This is a genomic window from Mucilaginibacter sp. 21P (assembly GCF_019331605.1).
GTDB lineage: Bacteria > Bacteroidota > Bacteroidia > Sphingobacteriales > Sphingobacteriaceae > Mucilaginibacter > Mucilaginibacter achroorhodeus.
The window spans coordinates 3,169,773-3,191,775 of the sequence record NZ_CP063061.1 but is presented as its reverse complement, the minus strand read 5'-3'; the positions used below and the strand labels follow the sequence as shown (position 1 = coordinate 3,191,775).

The 22,003-nt window shown below is 41.6% G+C and carries 16 protein-coding genes; 8 read left to right on the top strand and 8 right to left on the bottom strand.

Annotation, left to right across the window (positions count from 1 at the left end; translation table 11 throughout):
- Positions 1-31: 31 nt before the first annotated feature.
- Complete coding sequence (locus tag INP83_RS14305; RefSeq protein ID WP_219124780.1) at positions 32-730, top strand: hypothetical protein; 699 nt, start codon at positions 32-34, stop codon at positions 728-730.
- Positions 731-767: 37 nt separating this feature from the next.
- Positions 768-1,733, top strand: coding sequence for a DUF5007 domain-containing protein (locus tag INP83_RS14300; RefSeq protein ID WP_219127692.1), 966 nt, complete (start codon positions 768-770; stop codon positions 1,731-1,733).
- A 122-nt stretch (positions 1,734-1,855) separates the two neighbouring features.
- On the opposite strand, the gene INP83_RS14295 is transcribed toward INP83_RS14300, so the two are convergent.
- The 7 genes from INP83_RS14295 to INP83_RS14265 all read right to left on the bottom strand — a co-directional run bounded on the left by INP83_RS14295 (position 1,856) and on the right by INP83_RS14265 (position 12,874).
- Entirely contained in the window at positions 1,856-4,039 is a 2,184-nt protein-coding gene (locus INP83_RS14295; protein ID WP_219124779.1) for an alpha-galactosidase, read from the bottom strand.
- A 156-nt stretch (positions 4,040-4,195) separates the two neighbouring features.
- Entirely contained in the window at positions 4,196-5,080 is an 885-nt protein-coding gene (locus INP83_RS14290) for a bestrophin family protein (protein ID WP_219124778.1), read from the bottom strand.
- A 156-nt stretch (positions 5,081-5,236) separates the two neighbouring features.
- Complete coding sequence (locus tag INP83_RS14285; protein WP_219124777.1) at positions 5,237-8,389, bottom strand: efflux RND transporter permease subunit; 3,153 nt, start codon at positions 8,387-8,389, stop codon at positions 5,237-5,239.
- Between the two features lie 22 nt (positions 8,390-8,411).
- A complete protein-coding gene (locus tag INP83_RS14280) occupies positions 8,412-9,512 on the bottom strand; it encodes an efflux RND transporter periplasmic adaptor subunit (protein WP_219124776.1) in 1,101 nt (366 codons plus the stop codon).
- A 26-nt stretch (positions 9,513-9,538) separates the two neighbouring features.
- Positions 9,539-10,834, bottom strand: a complete 1,296-nt coding sequence (locus INP83_RS14275) for a TolC family protein (protein WP_219124775.1) — start codon at positions 10,832-10,834, stop codon at positions 9,539-9,541.
- A 219-nt stretch (positions 10,835-11,053) separates the two neighbouring features.
- Positions 11,054-11,785, bottom strand: a complete 732-nt coding sequence (locus INP83_RS14270) for a response regulator transcription factor (protein ID WP_219124774.1) — start codon at positions 11,783-11,785, stop codon at positions 11,054-11,056.
- Between the two features lie 75 nt (positions 11,786-11,860).
- On the bottom strand, positions 11,861-12,874 hold the full coding sequence (locus INP83_RS14265) for a mechanosensitive ion channel family protein (RefSeq protein ID WP_219124773.1): 1,014 nt from the start codon (positions 12,872-12,874) through the stop codon (positions 11,861-11,863).
- A gap of 198 nt (positions 12,875-13,072) precedes the next feature.
- On the opposite strand from INP83_RS14265, the gene INP83_RS14260 reads away from it, so the two are divergent.
- From INP83_RS14260 to INP83_RS14235, 6 genes are all read left to right on the top strand, one after another.
- Positions 13,073-13,816: a hypothetical protein gene (locus INP83_RS14260; protein ID WP_219124772.1), complete on the top strand. Its 744-nt coding sequence runs from the start codon at positions 13,073-13,075 to the stop codon at positions 13,814-13,816.
- 108 nt (positions 13,817-13,924) lie between these two features.
- Positions 13,925-14,665, top strand: a complete 741-nt coding sequence (locus INP83_RS14255) for a hypothetical protein (RefSeq protein WP_219124771.1) — start codon at positions 13,925-13,927, stop codon at positions 14,663-14,665.
- Entirely contained in the window at positions 14,662-15,345 is a 684-nt protein-coding gene (locus INP83_RS14250) for a response regulator transcription factor (protein ID WP_219124770.1), read from the top strand. Before INP83_RS14255 ends, INP83_RS14250 begins: the two co-directional genes overlap by 4 nt.
- 12 nt (positions 15,346-15,357) lie before the next feature.
- Positions 15,358-16,680 (top strand): ATP-binding protein, encoded by a 1,323-nt coding sequence (locus INP83_RS14245; RefSeq protein WP_219124769.1) that lies wholly within the window; start codon positions 15,358-15,360, stop codon positions 16,678-16,680.
- Between the two features lie 173 nt (positions 16,681-16,853).
- A complete protein-coding gene (locus INP83_RS14240) occupies positions 16,854-17,966 on the top strand; it encodes a metallophosphoesterase (protein WP_219124768.1) in 1,113 nt (370 codons plus the stop codon).
- Between the two features lie 161 nt (positions 17,967-18,127).
- Positions 18,128-18,754 carry a carbonic anhydrase gene (locus INP83_RS14235; protein WP_219124767.1) on the top strand — a complete coding sequence of 209 codons (627 nt, stop codon included), beginning with the start codon at positions 18,128-18,130 and terminating at the stop codon, positions 18,752-18,754.
- Between the two features lie 69 nt (positions 18,755-18,823).
- Here INP83_RS14235 and INP83_RS14230 read toward each other — a convergent pair whose 3' ends face one another.
- Positions 18,824-21,478 carry a DUF5695 domain-containing protein gene (locus INP83_RS14230; protein WP_219124766.1) on the bottom strand — a complete coding sequence of 885 codons (2,655 nt, stop codon included), beginning with the start codon at positions 21,476-21,478 and terminating at the stop codon, positions 18,824-18,826.
- Between the last annotated feature and the right edge of the window lie 525 nt (positions 21,479-22,003).

Sequence of the window (22,003 nt, the reverse complement as noted above, 5' to 3'; positions counted from 1 at the left end):
TCATCAGAATTAATTTACAAAGAGAAACAAAATGAATAATAACAAAACCATAATAATGTTAACGGCTGTATTGATATCAATAATAGCTTTTAGCGGATGTAAAAAGGATAGCTACAAGAATGATGGCGGCACAAGTAAAGCTTTTGTGAACATGACCACTTATGACTACCTAAAATCTAACCCGCAATTTGATTCACTTGTAAAAGTGATTGACCGGGCAGGCTTAAAAGACGTGGTAAACGGTAACATTACCTTTTTTGCAACTACAAATTACAGTATAGAACCGTACGTAGCGGCCAAAAAGAACCAGGTGGCTATACAAACAGGTGACGAAAACTTTGACTTTGGTATCAAAGATATACCTGCCCAGGAGCTAAGCGATTCACTTAAAACATACATGTTCCAGGGGCAGATCAATCGAGATCAGATAACTGTTACCGGTAAATTGTATAACAGCTTACTTGGCCCCATTCCAAATGTGCAGTATCTTATAAAATTTAGGCGCACATTTGATTACAACAGTTATCTTGATCATGTTGATTACGTCAACTATGTAAAAGTGCGGGGTACCCGTGATGACCAGGAAGCAAACCCCGATGCTATACCTGATAATCAAAAAGATCTGTCTGCCGATGTGCAAACATCAGGCATAATCACAAAGACGGGTATCGTGCATGTACTTAATGGTTATCACAGACTCTTCTTTAACGCACAGCCATTAGGTAATTAAAAAGTATACTTAATCGTAAAAAAATGAAAAAAGATATATCATATTATTAGCTGCGGTTATTGCCCTTACAGCCTGTAAGAAAATACAAAACGGTTTCCAAAGCGATAACATTCGCTACAAAGACAACAATCTGTACGCTAAGCGGGGATTAATACTTTATCAGTCAGACCGCATAAATGCAGATGGTTCTACACCGCCTTATACCTTCAAGTTACTCAATTTGCGTAAAGCTGATGGTTCTGCAGCGCCGGCCGAGTTCACCAAAACTTACAAAATAACAGTGTTTAAGACGGGGCAATCTTTTGTTGCAGAAACGGATACTACTGTAGCTTTGCTGAACAAAAAGCGTGAGACGATTGATGCACTGCCGATGTCTTTCAACGAAACCAGCGGCCAGCTTACTTTTAATAAAGCGTCGGCAAATTTACCGTTAGGTCAATATAAGTTTGATGTGCAAATGACTAACCCAACAGGCACCAAGCTATTCAAAGACCTTGCTACCATAAATGTGGTAGACCCGTCTACCGATGACCTGTTTGTAGTTACTGATAACGTGGCTAACGGATTCAACGACGTAACAGGTGCTGTTACGCCCATGAAGACGCCATTAATCAGTTGCAGAAAAATAAGTAACGACGGCGCGCGTGTGATCTTAAAAATGTCTGATAAAAACGGGCGTGCATTTAACCCTAAAGCCGGCGAGATCATCAAACGCGGCGACAGACCAACTTTTGAAAACTACGCTAAGTTTAATCCGGTTATTGTAACCGATACAGCAATGATCTGTGATTTTGAGATCGCACCTTTCCCTTTAACAAAGTATGTTACACCAACTACCGATTGGGGCTTTTTAATGTACTATCGTATACCAAGTACATATGCCAAAATTGACAATTTCCCTACTAATGTGGGTTTCTCCATAAACCCAAGATGGTCGTGGCAATTGAAACTTGAAGGTACATATATTGTAGAAATCAGGTTTACCGACGCGACAAAAAAATAATAAGTAAAAATGCTGTTTTAACCGACCATCAAAGTAAAACAGTGTTAGTAATCAGTTATAGTTGGCAAAGGCCTCCCGTTAAATTGGGAGGTCTTTTGCTTTTTAATACCGTACATTTATTATTATTTCGCCTCGTCGATCTTAAGCACCACGCTACTACGGCTTGGGTCTATTTCGGGATCGATACCCACCTTCATTAAAAAATCGCCACTGTAAATGCTTTCACCATTAAATCTTCCTTTTTTACCCGGATAAACGTTGATTTCTTTAATGGCGTAGTTTTTAGCCGGATCAAGCCCTTTTAGCAACATGCGTGACCTTGGTGCCGCATCATAACGATTGCTGACCAAATAGTCGAAAACAACGGCTGATGCTTTAGTAGTATCTACATAAATGACACAAGCCACCGGATCTGTTTGCGGATCAGACAAGCGATACTGATCTCCGTGCCAGATGATAGATTTGACGCCATTGTAATTCACAACAGCATCTTTGGCGAGTTGCATATCCTGCGGGCTAAGCTTAGTTATCACAATATCGAAACCCAATTTACCCATCATAGCTACATCTACACGGTATTTTAATGATTGCTTGCCCCAATCTGTAACGTGGTTGGAGCTGGTTATCGCTGGGTAGAAATAAGAATATTCCCATTGTATGTAAATCCGTTCTAAAGGATCAGTATTGTCACTTGGCCAAAACTCTGTAAAATATTGCAGGGCGCCATAATCGACACGGCCGCCCCCGCCAGAGCATAACATCATTGGTACATCAGGGTATTTCTTACGGATACGTTGTAAAACGGTATATAAGCCCCTAACATAATCAACATATAATTGCGATTGCTGACTTTTTAAATGAACCGAATAAGCATTATAAATTACCGCGTTACAATCCCATTTGATATAAGCTAACTTGGGATCTTTAATGAACAATGAATCAACAACCTTAAACACAAAATCCTGTACGGCAGGGTTGGTAAGATCCAACACCAACTGGTTACGAAAATAATACTCATCCCGCTTTGGTTGTTTGATCACCCAATCAGGGTGCTTACCGTACTGTGCGCTTTTAGGGTTTACCATTTCCGGCTCTATCCATATTCCAAACTTAACTCCTTCTTTATCTGCTTCCCTCGCAATTGAGGCAATACCGTTAGGCAGTTTCTTTCGGTTTTCTTCCCAATCGCCTAAGCCGGCATGATCATCATTACGTGGAAACTTATTGGCGAACCAACCATCATCAAGCAGAAACAGATCTACCCCAAGGGCCTTCGTATCTTTAAGCAGACCAAAAAGTTTCTGTTCGTTAAAGTCAAAATAGGTAGACTCCCAGTTGTTTAGCAAAGTTAACCTGTCGCCTTTACCATTCATTAATTTATAATTGCGCGCCCAGTTGTGCAAGTTTCGGCTGGCCACACCCTTCCCTTTTGATGAGAAGGTGTACACAAAAGCCGGGGTAGTAAAATCAACATTGGGTTTTAATTTATAGGCTGATGCATAATTGTTGATGCCCGATATGATGCGCAGGTTATCGTCCGGGTCGAGTTCAAGGTCTGTACGGAAGTTGCCGCTCCATTCCAAAGCCGCCATCATCACTTTGCCTTCGTCCTCGGTAGCGGGCTTATTAAGCGATACCATAAACATTGATGGCATAAATAAATTAGCACGGGTACCCAACTTGCTATCCAGGGTTTTGATACCGTGGGTTAATTGAGTTTCTTCCGGGCGCATTTCTTTTGCCCAATCGCCATGATATTGCCTTAACCAATAAGCCTTGCTGCTCAGGTTAAGATTTGCTGACGCGAATTTTTGCAAGGTGATCTCCCCCTTCTCCTGGTGGCGAATAACGCTCCATTGTTCAACTACGTCGTCTTTTATATAAGCTTTATAATACAGGGTCACAACTACCTTATAAACAGGATCTTTAAGTACAACTGAAGTAAGTGTAACATCTGCTGATAGCTTATCTACTTTATGACTTAAGTACCGCAGATCTAACGATTGATTGCCATCGGCATGTTGGATACTAATAGTAGGTTCCAATAAATTACGTGAGCCGGAAGGTGTATATGCAGATTGATAAAGGCCGGTATAATCTGACGTGCGTGCTTCCTTTATTTGCGAGTATTCACCTGGGGTATTAAGCCTTTCCCCAAAATATGCTTGAACCAGATCATTCTTAGCAGTAACCTGAAGTACAACTGCGTTATGAGCTGTTTCAATTGGGATGGTTAATTTTTGCGCTAAGGATCGATTGACTGATATTAAGATGAACGGCATTAAGAAGAGTATGCGTTTTTTCATATGCTTAGGATGGTTACCGAGTTTGAGAGCTTTATGGATACAATGATTAAGATCGTTGTTATGCAATTTAGCAAGTTGCCGTGTTTCAACAAAACAAACACAGCCATTGAATTTGAAGTTCAATGGCTGTGTGAAGAGTATTGTTATTGGCTTAGACTACATCATGTAAAAAGTATCCGGTTGGGGCTTTTGCTCAGGAGCAGGTAACCGCGACATTTCGTAAAGATTACGCTCTATAGTCGCCGATAATGCATTCATCGGTGTATCAGTAGGTTTATTCTCAAAAGGGTCCTGCATCAGTATTGCTGTTCTTTCAATTGTTATAAATAGAACCGGTACGGCGGTAGCCAGGGCAATTTCTATTATCCAATGATGATCGTCTAACCCAAACGGGAAAATAGTAGTAAGCACGTATATTAAAAAATGTATCAATACGCTATAAGCCCTTGGAAATATGGTGTTTTTGATGCGCTCGCATTTTCCCATCGAATCGGTAAGACGTTGAATGGTATTATCCAATTGAACTTGTTTATTAGCATTAAGATCATACTGCTCACTTACATCGGCCAAACGTTCGGCATGGATGCTTAGTAAAAGATTGGGGCGATTTTGACTATCCTTTCCTATCTCGTTAATGTATTGCTCAACCTTATCTGATGGGCATTTCCTCAGCGCTTCTGTAAGTGCGTAGCACCAAACTGATTGCCGCACAGCAAATTCCTTAACAATATTGTTTTTTTCGGCGACCTGCGGCAAAAATTGGATCAATTGTCTTATTAGCGTACGGCTATCATTAACTATAGCGCCCCAAATGATGCGCGCTTCCCACCAGCGTTCGTAAGACTGTGCAACCCTAAACGCAAGTAATAAAGAAAGCAGCGTACCTACCATAGCAGATATACTGAACGGAATAGAAAGATCTTTAAAAAAGGAAAAATAATCTAAGGCACCTACAAGACAGGCATATAAAAAAATGGCAAAAATATCCCATTTGATAAGTTTCAGAAAGTAAATGATCGAGATCTGTTTATTCAGTAACATAAATGATGTAGGGTTGCAGTTTACGTTTAAATCAAAACAGAAACAACAAGTGCCAAATTTAGTTTGGATAGGTAAAAACTAAAAAAGCTCCGATGGCTATTAACCATCGAAGCTTCGCACTTATAGTAGATAGGGTATATACTTCTTTAGATGTCTTTATCTTGTAGTAGGGTCAACTTTGCGATATGCCCAGCCAAATATCAGCGGGAACACCCAAAGGCTAAACATCATTGCACACAAGATACCGCCTATAACTACCCTTGCTAACGGCCTGGAGCTTTCTGAACCGATACCATGTGAAATTGCCGCAGGGAATAAACCTATTGCTGCCATCATCGCCGTCATCATAACCGGGCGGATACGCGAGTGTACCCCCATTTTAATGGCATTGTACAAAGCCTGGTCTCCAATATGCAGGTTCTCCAGGTTTTGCTTAAACACTGTTATCAATAGCACACCGTCCTGGATACAAATACCAAACAGCGCGATAAATCCTATACCCGCAGATATACTGAAGTTAGTGCCCGTTATTAATAAAGCTAAAATACCGCCTACTATGGCAAAGGGTACGTTTAAGAACACCAGTGCAGCATCCTTAATGTTGCCGAACATGATGAACAGCAGCAACAGAATCAACGCTAAGCTGATAGGTACAACCTGAGTAAGGCGTTTTGTTGCACGCTGCTGGTTCTCAAAATCGCCCTGCCACTCTACGCGGTATCCGCGTTTAACCTGCACCTGTTTAGATACCTTTTTCTGTGCTTCGGCAATGGTACTACCCATATCGCGGCCCCGCACCGAAAATTTAACCGTAGCGTAACGCTCATTTCCATCCCTGAAGATAAGACAGGGCCCGGTCTTTTGTGATATCTCAGCGATCTCATTGATCGACACTTTAGCGCCACTCATGGTGGGCACAAGTAAATTTCCAATATCGTCAGGTGTTTTTCTGAATGCTTCCGGGAACCTCACGCGTATATCAAAGGTGCGTACGCCCTCGTAAAGCGTTGATGCAGCCTCCCCGCCTATTGCCATTGCTATAACGGAGTTTGCATCGGCAGTACTAACGCCATATTGCGCCATCTTTTGCTGATCCAGGTGTATATCAAGCTCAGGCAAACCAATGCTTTTAAGTACGCCGAGGTCCTCGATACCCCTAACGGTTCTCAAAACTTTATAAATGCTATTTACGCGGTTCTCCATATAATTCAGCGAATCGCCATAAACTTTCACAACGATGGAGCCTTTTACGCCTGAAACGGCCTCCTCCACGTTATCGCTGATAGGCTGCGAGAAGTTGAGATCCGCGCCGGGTATAACTCCCAGTTTCTTATGCATCTGGTCTATCAGTTCCTCTTTGGAGACCTTAGATTTCCAATCCTCCTCCGGATACATAATAACGTCAAACTCGTTATTATAGAAACCTGCCACATCGGTACCATTATCTGGTCGGCCGGTTTGCGATACTGCATATTTTACTTCGGGGAAGGTCATTAATATCTGCCTCACCTGTTTAGATACCGCTACAGACTGATCAAGCGAAACGCTATACGGCAACTGTACCCTCAACCAAATGGAACCCTCGTTCAATTCCGGTAAGAACTCCGAACCTAAAAAAGAGAACGAGAACAAACCAACAACCATGGCAATAAGAGATGCAGTTACCACAATTTCTTTGCGTTTAAAAGCTTTTACATAGCCTGAAAGCATAAATTTGGTAAGTCCATGTACAATAGGGTTGTGCTTTTCATGGATATTTTTACGCAAAAGCATACTGATCAATACCGGCACAAGCGTAAGCGTAGTTATCAGCGCACCCAGCAAAGCAAAACCTAAAGTGTAAGCTAACGGTGAAAATAGTTTGCCCTCTACCTTTTGGAAAGCAAATATTGGCAGCAGGCCAGTGATGATAATAAGTTTGGCAAAAAAGATAGCCTTACCCAATATTGCACCCTGGTTCTTGATAATGCCTGATTTGAAGCGTTTATTAAACCGCTCGGTGCCAAGCAATGTCGATCGATGTTCAAGATATACAAACATCCCCTCTACCATTACCACGGCGCCATCTATGATGATACCGAAATCGACTGCGCCTAATGAAAGCAGGTTGGCCGACATACCCATTAAATGCAGGCAGATGAAAGCGAATAACAGCGCCAGGGGTATGATGATGGATACGATAAGCGTTGTGCGCCAGTTAAACATAAATAGCGATACAAGCAGCGTTACCAATAAAATACCTTCTATCAGGTTATGTAATACGGTGTGTGTTGCATAGTTGATAAGATTAGTACGGTCATAGTATGGAACTATCTTGGTATCAGCAGGCAAAACATCGTTATTTAGATGATCTATCTCTTTTTTAAGCGCAGCAACTACTTTGGTTGGGTTTTCGCCTTTACGCATCACGATGATCGCCTCAACAGCATCATCATCATTTACGACCTTACGTTTACCATCCGGGCTGTCAATTGCATCGCTGCGGCCTACCCAACCAAGCCTTGGCAGGTTAGATATTTGTACATCAGCTACATCTTTTACCAGAACCGGCACTCCATTATTATTGGTTACAATGATGTTTTTGATATCGTTGATGTCGTTTAACAACCCTATACCGCGTACGGCAAAGGCCTGGTGGTTTTGAACGATCATATCTCCACCTACGTTGATATTCGTTTTTTGTACAGCCGTGAAAACATCAAGCGGCGTAATGCCGATATTGGTTATTTTCTTAGGATCAACTGTTATCTCGTAAGTTTTGGTTTTACCGCCAAACGCGTTGATATCGCCTATGCCCGGTATGGCTCTCAATCTTCTATCGATCACCCAATCCTGTAAGGTTTTAAGTTCTCTTACATCACGCACAGAACTTTTAAGCGTATACCGGAATATCTCGCCGGTTGGGCCAACCGGTGGCTGCACAGAGGGTTGTACACCATTAGGCAAATTTGCATTTTGCAACAGGTTCATCACCTGGGCCCGGGCAGCGGGGTCTTTCACATCATCATCAAAAATGATCTTGATGTAACTTAAGCCAAATATGGTTGATGATCTTAAGCTTACCTTTTGCTGAACAGGGTTAAGTGCTATCTCCAGCGGAATGGTAACCAGTTTCTCAACCTCCTCTGCACTTTGCCCCTGCCATTGAGTTATAACGTCTATCTCTGTATTGGTCACGTCAGGGAAGGCTTCTATCGGCATCTGACTGAATGTGATTAAACCAACCACCACAAGCAACCCTGCAAGCGAAATAATGAGGTATCTATTTTTGAGGGAAAATCCGATAATTCCCTTTAACATCTTGTTCATATGAATATACTTAGATTGGGAATTAACTATTTAACGAACCGTATATCAGTATCGCGTCAGATGCAACAAGCCTGTCGCCAGGTTTAACACCACTACGGATATAGGCCTTGCTGCCATTAATGCTGATCACATCAACCCCTCTCAACTCCGGTTTATTATTAGGGTGCAGAACAATCACATAGTATTGGCTATGATCAAAAATTAAAGCGCTGCTGGCTACGGTTGTGGCCTGTTGCGATTCAGTATTATTGATAGCTACCGTTGCAAACATTTGCGGCTTTAATAAATACCCTGGGTTATTAAGCACCACCCTGATCTTCATTACCTTTGTGGTTGGGTCTAAAACGTTCATTACGCGATTAACTACACCTTTAAAAACTTTATCAGGGTAAGCTACTGTAGAAACTTCTGCCGTATCCCCGTTGTGTACTTTGCTGATGTTCTCCTCGTAAACGTTTGCCTGCACCCATACACTTTGGAGATCTGATACCACAAATAAAGGGGCGTTATTATCCGTACGGATATTGGTGCCGTTGTTCACATTCTTTTGAACTACAAAGCCCGGTACCGGTGTTTTGATCAGGTATTTACCATTTGTATTGTTGCCATTTACGCTTAACACGCGTTTTGCAGCAATCAGTGCTGCTTCAGCCTCAGTATAGTTGGCTTGTGCTGTTGTAATATCAACCTGCGATGCAAGGCCGCTATTATAAAGTTGCTTCTGCTGATCCAGTTGCTTTTTGGCTACTGTTACCTGTGCTTCGGCATTAACTAAAGATGAAGAAAAATTAGCCATCTCGCTACTGCTAACGGTGCCAAGTACCTGGCCTGCTTTAACATAGTCTCCCGGCATAACGGTGATACCGCTGGCAGTACCACTAACCAAAGGATAAATGTTGGCTACTTTATCGGCATCAAAATCAACCATGCCGTTAAATTTCAAGGCATCGGTTACGTTTGATGTTGTTGCCGTATCAACCTTAAGTGTGCGCGCCAATGAATCTGGTATTACGTAGGGCTGGCGTTCGTCGGTGTTATCTTTATGGCTGGTGCAAGCGCTCAATAAAAGCAGTGAAAAGGCAGCAGGAACATACATTGCCCGCAGGTTGAAACGCTGTTTCATATAAGTTATAGGGGTGTTAAACGTGATCATTTGTTATTAAAAAATGGGGTTCCGGTAACGTAATTAAGTTGCTCTAAAGAGGCCATCCTTGCCTGCTTTAAATTATTGATCTGCAGGGTGGTGTTCTTGTAAGAATCGTAGAAATCTAAAAACTCCAGCAAACTGATATTGCGTTTCTGGTAGTTATCAAAAACGCCTTTAATAAGACGAGTAAAGTTCTTATCAAAAGATGGATCAATACTGTTTGAAAGCTGTTCCTGCCTTTGTGCCAACCTGTAATAAGTGCTTAATTGGCTTTGTACAGCGTCCGTTTGCGATTGCAATTGCAATTGGCTTTGCGATATGGCCAACCTGGCCTGTTTTATACCGCCCTGATTACGGTTGAAAAACGGCAGGTTAAACTCGATACCCGCACCAATAAAGTTGTTACCGTAACTGCCCAGCTTATCATAGTTTACAGATAAGCTAAAATCGGGTACGGCCATACTTTTCTGCAGCTTAAGATTGATATTATTGTAATCAACCTGCGATTTTGCAAGCCTCAGATCATACCTGTTTACGTTTGCGGAATCTATCATCTGCTGATACGGCACTGATGCAAGCTTTTGCTGATCGATACCCATATCATCTATAACGGGCACCACAGACTGATACGGGTTTGCCCTGATAAGCAATTTAAATTCTGATGCGGTAGTATCGATATTGGTAAGCAAGTTGCTGTATTCGCCTTGTAATGAATAAAGCTGTGATTGAATACGAAGCACTTCTTTCTGAGCGATGTTGCCTGCCGCATATTGCTGCTTGAAAACTTCTAATGTTTTCGCAAGCGAATTGATCTCTTCCTGGTAAACCCTGGCCGATTGCTGCTGATAGTAAATGCTGTAAAAGTCTGTTCTAAGTGTATACCTAAGTGTACGCAGCAGATCAAACAGCTGGTATTTACTTTGGGTTACACCTATTTTAGCCAGTTGAATGCTGTTATTGCGTTTCCCCGCAGTTTGTATCAATTGCGATAAAGTAGCAGATTGCTGGCTTGCCGCATTGGCGACTTGTGTAGCATGAATACCGTTGGTAAAGCTAAAATCAGGATTTGGAAAAAGCTTAGCCGTAATGACCTGTGCTTCAGCGATGTTTACATTGTATTTTTGAGCCAGGAATTGCAAATTGTTTTGCAACAGGCGATTCTCAGCATCTTTAATAGTTAATTTTAAAGTATCTGCAACGGGTTCGGTTTGTGGTAGCGCCGCTAAGGCGTATGTTTTTATCGATAGACTGAATAACCCTGTAGACAGCAGGATAATTTTGATGACCGATCTATTCATATGGTAAATTGGGGTATTAAATTCATTGACCAAAGCTATATTGGCGGTATTGGAACAAGGTTAGATTAGAATTAAATAGCGATTAGAAATTTCGTAATCTTAAAGCTGAAAATAGAATTAAAATTCAATAAAAAGGCGACTTTGTTGCAAGTTAACAGTGTAACCGCAATTAAATTACTGACTATATTAGGGCAGCTATGAACCGCGATTATCAGGTTTTTAATCTTTGATCACGTAACCCGCACCTATCATGGTATAGATAAGCTGTTTAGAAAATCCCCTATCTATTTTAGTACGCAGGTAATTAATATATACATCTATCAGGTTGGTTTGATTTTCGAGGCAGTGGCCCCAAACTTCTTTCGCTATGTGCTCGCGGGATAAAACGCGATTCTTATTAGAAAGAAGTGTGCTTAATAATTTAAACTCCTTTAAAGTTAAAGGAATAACTTTACCCGCCCTTGTTACCGTTTTAAACTGAACATCAAGTGTCAGATCTGCCAACGATATAACCGATGAAGATTGCTCAGTTTCCTCATCGTCATCAAACTTACGGGTAAGCGCCCCGATACGGGCAAGTAGTTCACTAAAATGGAAAGGTTTTCCCAGATAATCATCGGCACCGCAATTCAATCCTTTAACCCTGTCTTCAACACCGCTAAGCGCGCTTAAGATCAGTATCTTCACCTTATTCTTTTCCTTGCGGATGCGTTTACACAGTTCTAAACCACTTATGTGGGGCAATACAATATCAAGTATAACAAGGTCAAAATTCCTGCTCGCGGCAGCGGTTTCGTCCAGCGTACCATCTGTTAAATGAGTAACTTCATAAGTATGCTCGGCCAAACTATTTTTTATAATAGTTGCCGTTCTTGGGTCGCCTTCGAGCAGTAGAATTTTCATGAACTTTTTGGCAAAAGTAAGCGGCAGTAAAATGCGTTTGTACTGCATTAAAGGATTCTAATTCAGTATTAGAAAATTCTAATTCTGAACCGCCCCGTTTATATTTACCTGTGTTATGAAAGATCAACTGCCTTCCGGGGCAAAAGAAACCTTTTCGGGGTTAGCGTTGAGTTCGGCAATTACGGCCTTAACAATATTGCTGCGCAATTGAGAAGACTGTTTGGGATCAACAATATAGATCAATACTACCTCTACCCAGTTATTCTCGTGTATCCGGAAATTAACGAAAGGAAACTCTTTAATATCTATATCGTCTACAGGTGTATCTGATATCAGGTCGCGCATGTCCTGTACATGCTCCTTGGTTTTTTTATCTAATTGATCAAGGCATGTTCTCCTTACAACATTTTCTACCCAATCCAGGTCGCTTTTGTAAGTAATGTAAAATGATATTTCGTTCCACACCAAAGGGTAGCGCTGCCATGAGTAGTTATATACCTGGTTTTGAAAAATAAGGCTATTGGGGAAACGTATCAGCCTTCCGCTTGGCAGGTCGCTGGTCATTAAGTTGCCTGAGAATTCCCAAAGGGTTGTGTCGAGGAAATTTATCTCAACAACATCGCCGTTAAAGCTACCTACCTGTATACGGTCACCAACTTTAAAGGGGCCACGCATTACAATATAAAACCAACCTATTAACGATGCTATGGGCGTTTGCAAGGCAAAACCCAACAATAGCGATATTAAACCCAGGGATACCGCAGCAGTGTACCAGTTAGCGTTTAAAAAGGATATGAAAATAAAGATAATAACAATGAATGTAACCAGCCGGGTAAACTGAATAAGGTTGTACAATAACCCTTTTTCTAATGAGCCTTTAGCTATTTGCGTTTGGATAACCCTTGATAAGATAAGTATGCCAAAACTTAGCGCAGCCGCATACAATATGTTATCTAATAAGCTATGATAATTACCTATGAAGTCGAAAGCCTTAAGCCTTACCAGAAAAGATGTCACTATGCAGGCTACCGCCCCTATGATATAACCACTGATCTTGAGCTTTTTAGCTTCTTCATTGTGAAGTTTTCTTAGTGCGGCTTTCTGTTCGGGCGTACCTTGCTGGTCTTTGATCTCCATGTTAGGGGCAGGTTATCTTTTTATTAATTACGCAGTAAAATATAAAATTGGTTTTATAAAATCGAGGGCAGAATCAAAAAATCGAATTGTAAGATACCAAGCTTTCGTATGAATTTAAATTAATTTGCTTTTCATACCCTCTTCAGCCCGCAGGGTTAATTTTGGATTATAAATTAATTCAAATCAAAAACAAAGAATATGAAAAATCAAATCAAAAAGATAGCCGTTACAGCCAGTTTAGCTTTAATGACCAGCATGGCATTTGCACAAGTAGCGCCAGCAAACAGGAATTTTCCTGCACCACCGGCTGGTGGCCCCGGCCAATTACCTCCGCCGCCTCCAGGCAGACCAGATGCAGGCCCGGGTCGTGCTTTTGGATTGCGCACCTTAACTACCTTAACAGGAAAGATTACTGCATACCAAACCAACGACCGCTATGCTTACAATAGCTTTACAATGCAAACCGGTGGACAATCAGTAACGGTCAGGTTTCCTGAACATATGGGCAAACAGTTAATGAGTGCCGCAGGCAAAGGCGAATCGGTTTCGGTAAAAGGCTTTACAGAAAATGGCCCGGATGGTGTAAATGCTTTTCAACTGGTAAGCGTTTCTGCGGGTGGAAAACAATTAACAGATACGCCACCCGCACTACCTGTTCAGCCGGTAGCAGAAGCAGCTGCAACTTTTACAGGTAGCATCAGGGATTTTAAAAGAGACCAGGGCGGTGCCATACGAGCAATCACCTTGGGCAACAATCTACAAATAGAACTTCCTCCGCCTGCAGTTGAACAATTACAGTCGTCTTTAAAAGCCGGCGACAAAGTGAAAGTCACAGGTTTCAAAGATACGCCGCCATCGGGTGTGGTATTGGCTTCAGGTGCCCCTACCATTGTGCGAGCACAAACGCTTGAAGTAAACGGGCAAACATATTTGGTTCGCTAATTTTTAAGAGAGAGAAGGTCAATTGATCTTCTCTCCTTTTTATTGGGCAGTTTAAGAACCTCTTTTACATTTTTCTGTTACCTGAGAATTACTTTCAGTTGATGCTTAATGAAAGAGGAGCAAACAGATCGATCAGGCAGTAAGCTTTTTGCAGCAGGCAATAACCGCCCGTTACTGGTTGTTATTGTTTTGTTGTTGTTGGTTATCATCTGGCTTTTAATAAAGCTCCCAATCCCATGGTTACCCAAACCGCCTCTGCACGATGGCCCTCCCAAACCTAAAATGATGGATAGAATAAGATCACTTGCCGGTGTGGTGGAGTCGTACAGGTCAAACCCTCATTTGGATATCAACGCTATTCAAATAAAAACGTCACCGGCAGGTGTTAAAACATTTGATTTTCGCCCGCACATGGCAAAGGCTATTACGCAAACTGCCCAGATCGGCGACTCTGTAACGGTAACTTATGCAATGCACCCAAATGATGAGGAAGTAGGTTATCAGTTGATAGCAATAAAAAACAACATAACCGGGAAAAGTGATTTGTTAAAAGATATTCCGCCACCGCCCGATGTTCCAAATCATAATACAGAACAATTTAAATTAAGCAGTCCTGTTGTGCTAACTGATAAATATGGAGGCATCGTAGCTTTAAGAAAAAACAATTTGTTATTCCATTTTAAGCCGGGCCTTGTTGATAATATTTCATCGTTGATAAAGCAAAGCAAGCAATTTGATCTGATAGCTGTGCATCGTCTTGACGATCAAGGCTTTATAAATGTAAATCATGATAAGGTTTACATTGTCTTAAGTATTAGTATCGATAACAAAACATATCTGGTTAGATGAAAATATTATTAGTTGAAGATGAGCCTAAATTAGCCGGATTTGTTACCGAAGGTTTGAAACATGCCGGCCATACCTGCGACCATGTTGCAGATGGCAGTAAAGGCCTTGAAACAGCAATGGTGGGTAGCTATGATCTTATTTTATTGGACCTGATGTTGCCTACCCTTAATGGCTTTGAAGTATTAAAAAACCTGCGGAGTTTTAATAATCAGGCACCTGTTATTATACTAAGTGCACTAAATGACACCGAGCATGTGATACAGGGGCTTGACCTGGGTGCCATAGATTATTTAAAAAAACCTTTTGACCTTGATGAGTTGTTAGCCAGGGTGCGCACCGTTCAACGACGCACCTTAGTACAGGATTCATTAAAACTGCAGGTTGCAGACCTCAAAGTGGATCTGCTAAGCAGAGAAGTTTACAGGGCCGGGAAACAAGTGTTGCTTAGTAACCGGGAGTTTGCGCTGTTAGAATTTCTCCTCTCCAACCCAAATAAAGTGGTAACAAAATCGCAGATACTTGAAAAAGTTTGGGACATGAATTTTGACCCCGGCAGCAACATTGTTGAAGTGCATTTATACCAGCTTAGAAAGAAAATGGACCGGGGCTATCACCAGGAGTTGATATACACAGTTATTGGCAGAGGTTACGTATTAAAAGGCGATGTTACAAAGGGATAATTTATGATGTTGATGCGGCAATTTGGGATCAAGTTAAAAATTACCATAGCGTTCAGCATCATCTTTATCGTGCTCAGTTCGTCCTTTAATCTATATTGCTACAAGCAGATAAAAAGCCTTATCATTAGCGACAATAATGCTTATTTGCTATCACGCGCCAAAACATTGCTGGATAAAACAGATATTTCTCCGGTTATAATTCCACTGCCTGATAATAATACTTATATACGTGTGCTTTATCATGCGGATGGAAAGCCCGTTACAGTATTTGAATCGCCTGGTATTATCAAGAAAATTAAAACGCCGCATAAGACGGGAGTTACCGATACCCTTGGCATGAGGGTGGCTTACGTTACAAGCAGCAATCAGGACAACCCGGCGGAAATAGTGCTGGTGCGCAGTGCAGAAACACTGAACAATAACCTGCAGTACCTGCTTTGGCTGTTGCTTGTTTGCAGTTTGATAAGCGTGTTATTAGCCGGTCTTATTGCCTACATACTATCCTTCTATTTGCTTCAACCGGTACAAAAGATAATCAACGCCGCGCAGAAGATCAATACCAACAAGTTGCGTGATGTGATACCGGTAAAGCAAACCAATGACGAATTGCAGGAACTTACCGAAACTATCAATACCATGCTGGTTAGGATTGACGAATCGCTGCAGCAGCAACAGGCTTTTTTTGCATCTGCCTCTCATGAGCTTAAAACACCACTTGCTATAATGCGTGCGGAAATTGAAGTTCAATTACTCACTCCGGGTCTTGACAATACGGTTGTAGAGTTGTTAAAAAGCCAGTTGGTAGAGATTGACAGGTTACAGCAGGTTGTACAGGAATTTTTATTGATAAGTCAATTAAAAAATAGTGGCATTACGCTTTACAAAGAACCTACTGATCTTTCTGCAGTCGTCCTAAGACTATTTAATAAATTACAGCCGCTATTTAAGCAAAAAGCACTTAAACCTGTTGTTAATTTTGATAAGGATATGGAGAGCTTTACGATATCTGCCGATCAGGATAAGCTCAACATTCTGCTTTTAAATCTGCTGGAAAACGCATTAAAATATGCCATCCCTAACACCGAGATAAATTGCACTATCAGACAACCGTCAGAGAAAAAAATCATCGAGATCACGTTTACAAATGCCATAAAAGAAGCAAGCCTGCCTACAGCAGATCTGCAAAAGGCTTTTCATCGCGAAGATCTTCGCGCCAATGGATCTGGCATAGGCCTTTGGTTAGTGAAAGAGATTACCCTATTGCATGGTGGAACTCTAAATGTGGACAGCAGTGATTTCCATTTTAAAGCTGTGGTACAAGTTCCGATTGTTTAACTCTCTACTTTTACCTGTTGCGGTAAGATAAGATACCTTGAAAATTAAAATTCGATTAATTGTTCATTTACAAGGAACAAAAAGGCACGCAGTCCTGTTGAAAATTGACGCTTGGAAACATGCTTTGTTTACCGTTGCGATATATCAAAATAATTGCCGATTAAACCGTTGTTATGAATAATACCCCACTAATTTTCGCCCATATAGGCGACCTTCACATTACAAAAGCTAAAGAGCAAAACTACGTTGACATGCTCTCCATTGTTGCCCAGATAGAAACGGAGTTGAAAGATCAAATAGACTTTGTTGTTTTGCCCGGCGATAACGCTGATAATGGAAAACCCGAACAATATAACCTGGTGGCGGCAGCATTAAAAATGCTGAGCGTGCCGGTTTACATTTTGGCCGGAGATCATGATATGGAGCAGGGCAGTCTTGCTAACTTTTATCAAATGCCATTGACTGAGAAACTGCCCTTTTCAAAAGTACATAAAGGCAACAGGTGCATTTTTATAGATGTATGCGGCAACGGAAGCGGCGGCCCCGATTTCAGGTTAGGTGAAAAGCAATTTAGTTGGCTGGAGCAGGAACTAACAAAAGCCGGCCAAGCGGGCGAAACAAAACTGGTTTTCATGCATACTTTTCCATCTGATTTGAAAGAAGCCGAAGAACAGCAAAAACTCAACAAGTTGCTTGATGAACATAAAGTAACGTTGGTAGATATGGGCCATACCCATTACAATGAAGTCGCCAATAATGGAGAAACCATATTTACGGCAACCCGGTCAACCGGGCAGATCGAGGAAGGGCCGGTTGGCTATTCAGTAATTTCTGTATACAATGGAGCCGTGAGCTGGATGTTTAAAAACTTAATCGATCCCTTTCCGATGGTTTTGGTGAACTGGCCGGTTGACAAGCGCTTACTAAATGATTCAGAACAATTGGTTGGTGACGAATTTGAAATGATTGTAACAACGCTTGGTGCCAAAGCAATAAAAGAAGTTGAATGTAATGTGGGTTCAGGTGAATCAATTAAGTTAACTAACACAGGTAACCTATGGCAAGCATCAATTAACGCAAACCAAAACGCATTCTCTTTAGAAATAACTGCAACTGATGTTACCGGTAGGCCTGGAAAATGGTCTTTGCAGCCGGCTACGGCAAGTTATCAACTACCAGTCCGTAAGAAAGACGGCAGCGATGCTGATACTATTGGTGCATGGCCTGAAAATGGCTTAATGGGCACGCAGCTCGGGCCTAACAGCAACGCGAAACCTGATAAATAATTTGATTGGTGTTTTCTGCAAGTCGCCTTAAAACAAGAATCTAATATAGCTTGTTGTGACATACGGAGTAATCGGAACGTAACAGATTTCTCAAGTTTTTTCTACCTTGCATCAATTACTCAACAAACAATTAAACGTAAGTTCCATCAAATTTTTAACCTATGGATATTTCAAAGATCTTTAAAAATAACGAAGAGTGGGTTCAGAAAAAATTAAACGTTCAACCCGACTATTTTAATAATTTATCTAAAGGCCAAACTCCTGATATTCTTTATATCGGCTGTTCTGATAGCCGTGTTACAGCCGAAGAACTAATGGGGGTTGCACCGGGTGAGGTGTTTGTGTTAAGAAACATCGCCAACATGGTTCCGAATACAGATCTGGGTGTAATGTCTGTAATTAACTATGCAGTTATGCACTTAAAGGTAAATCACATTGTTGTTTGCGGTCACTATTATTGTGGCGGTGTACAGGCAGCTATGAAATCTGCCGACCTTGGTATTTTAAATCCATGGTTGAGGAACATACGTGATGTGTACCGTACACACAGAGACGAATTAAACGCCATTACCGACGAGGAAGCACGCTATAAAAGATTAGTTGAGCTTAACGTAGAAGAGCAATGCATTAATGTTATCAAAACTGCCGAGGTACAAAAAGCAAGAACCGAACGTAACCTAACTGTACATGGTTGGGTATTCGATATTCATTCCGGTAAATTAATTGACCTTGAGATCGATTTCATAAAAGCACTTGAAAATATAATGGAGATCTACCGGTTAGATTAATACTTAAAAAAAGGCTTGCGATTGTCGCAAGCCTTTTCACTTTTTGTCACTTATGGCAGTGTAACGCGTTTACCTTTTTAGCTTCAATATTACTTCGGCATTATTCCTCTTATCTGCAGGAATAAAATAATAACCATCCTTTCGTTTGCTTTGATTTGGTACCATACCTGAGATTGCATTATTTGGATTATCAATATTCAAATACGTTGAACCGGTTAATTTAATTCGCAACATTCCGGTTTTAGGCTGATAATCCACATAGGTTATATTGCCGGCCGCAGTTGTAAGCCACAAAGACGCTGGGGCAAAGAACACCCTGTTCTGGCCGGCGCATGTTACCTCAGTACTTATCCAACCATCGCTTTCTGTTACGTTTCCACCAAAAGCAACCCAGCCAAATTCGGGGTGTTTTACAATGTAGGTCCCGGAGTTAACAGCATAACCATAAAAACCGGGGCCATAGTCGCTGGCGTACCCATCTATCTTCAGCGTAGATGGATAGGAATGGAAAGCAGCCGGGCCGAAACCATCTTTCGTGATGTTTGCTAAAGCGCCCACATTACCGGCGTACCCTGTGCGCAGCAGATAAAAATCCTGTGGTGTTTTACGGTACGCGGTTAGTAATGGAATAGAATTTAACGCTGATCCGTAATGGTGCAGTTGCCTTTCTATGCGGGCAAGTTTACCACCAAACACAAAGTCCCAGTATCGCCTCGCGCTGCCGTTGTAACCCCAATGGGGAACCGCCGGCACATAGGCTAAGATAGCATTGAGGGTAACATCAGCTTTATCTGCCATGCCAAAATAGCTCGACCACATGTAAACTTCTTCCTGGCCGGTAGAATCCCAGGGCATTTCGCTACCAAATGGATATTTAAGCGTTTTCCAGTGCAGTGCCCTTTTATTCATTTCTGCTTCGAGTGTGGCAGCCATTTCCTTTTTGCCTTCATGTTGTAGATCTTTTAGGATAAAAAGGAAAACAGAACCCTCCATCTGGCCAAATTCAGCATAATCAGGGGCAAGCTTTACCATGGCTATTGCGGTATTGTATGCTCTATCCAAACTGGTATTCCAATCTATACCTGCAATATGATGATACCTTGCCAAACGGTATAAAACCCAGTGAGCTGCAGCTACGTGCGGGTAGTTGTAAGAGCGGGTGACCTGGTCTGCCTCTTTCTTCGGCCATGCCTCCCAGCCTTTGTAAACAATGTTCTTGTCATAAGTCCCGGCAGGGAAAATATCCGGCTGATAATAAAACAAGCTCTTTCTTACGCCATATTGCTGAGGCCCGCTGCTTAGTTGTAATTTACCCCACAAAGTCTCGTTTGCAAACTGTTTAAGTTTTTCAATTTCTTTTACATCAAGCTTTAAAAGCTGTTTCATAAAGGCAGCAAGCCAGCTGCCTGCACCTGCCTCATCGCTAAGCCCTGCAAACCAGGCACGGCGTTCCTGGGTTAATATCTTCCCGGTCTCGTAATCATAATTCATTACCGCTGGTGAACGCTTAAAAGGGTCTTTAGGGTCGGTGTACCATTGTTTGGTAGTTAAAAAAGCGCCGAGATCTGCAACTGCTTGCGCCTGGGGATTTATAATTTTGTAATTAATGGTTTGTAGGGTGTTGTCAGCATAAACAATACTTACACGCGCCCTCCCCCATAATTTCCCCGAAACGTCGTATTTTAAATACCCTTTGGCGGTTTTGCCGGCGGGATTAACTGTTGCTGCGCCTTCCGGATAAACGCTGATGTTTTTAATCTTCTCCAAATATTTGACAAACAACTTCCCGGTCTCATTCATCGGCAAAACATATCCCGGTACGCCAACGGCAAGCGGCCGGTGCTGGTGTACCAATTCGGTTTCTATCTCCCTGATAGATTGGGCTAATACAAATTTAATTGCAATACTGCGCGAAGCCCCCTTAGCCAGTGTAAACGATTTTGGTGCGTTCCATTGTTCAACACCTTTCCATTCATTGTCAGCATAGGCTTTTGAACATATCATCCATTCGTGGAAACCCTCGAAGGTGATACCTTTTGGAGTAAGATCATCGCTTAAAGGACTATAAGCCTCAAGCGGCGCATTTTGCTGCGGTATCACCAACAGGCTCGCATCCCGACCATGCAAGTGATTAACCTGTATATAGCCTGCATCTGCGCCAATGTATGGGTCGGAGAAAACGTTAGTGGCGTGTGCCTGCTCAAGCGTTTTACCTTCAAGAATATTATTAAATATCATCGGTATACCAACGGACCCGATCTCAAGATCAGTAGAAGATGTATTGGTGAGCGTAAAACGTAAAACGAGATTGTCTTTATCTGATTGCCAATACCGCTTTACCTTGACAGGCATATCTGGTGGCAATGTGGCTGAAAGGTCTGCAGCAGCAATAATTCCTATGCCGGTTGCGAGCTTTTGGACGGGCTTTCTTGCATAAGCTGTAGAATAACTTTGCCAGGCTGTTTGGCGGGCCGGTCTTATCCGCAACTTAATATCGCCTAAATAGTAAAGGCTGTCCTTATCTCTTTGCTTAAGTCGTTCGCCGGGAGTAAAATCAAAGCTGCTGTCTGCCGCCGGAGACAATGCCGCAACAGTTTGAGAAGCACTTACCAGCTTGAGTATAAATTTATCTGTTTTATAAATATCAATACCGCCATTGACCATCAGTGTTGATGGCTTTGCCGCAATAGCTTTCCAGGATTGTGAGTAGCTAATACTAAACATCGTTAAAAAGAGAACGATTGTGAAACCGAGCCTTTTGATGCAGTTACAAGGGGTATTCATGGGCTTAGCGTATTAATTGATGAAAAAGGGCTGAATAAAGACATTAATTGTTATATTAACAATTAAACACAATGGTAAATATTACTCCTTAAACCAAAAAGAGAATAATATTTGCATCCTATTATTAGTGTAAATATAACAATAATAATTCTTTATATAATTCGCTGACCAAGAGTTAACCGAAAATAGTTTGAGCTTTTTGATGGATAAGAAAATAAGGATATATGGAGAGTGGCTTTTGCAGTGATAACGTACAAAAAACCACGATAGTACGCCGAAAAATATATACCTGTAAACTTGCTTTTTTAAAGAATGTGTATTTTATTTTCGGGGGATAACAATCTGATTTTTAATTGCAAATTATGGATTTTAACCCTTACGATCCCATTATTCAACTTTGCATACAGGGGATGCAACTGGAAGATACAGGCGACCTGAAAGCGGCCGGAAAAGTTTATAAACAAG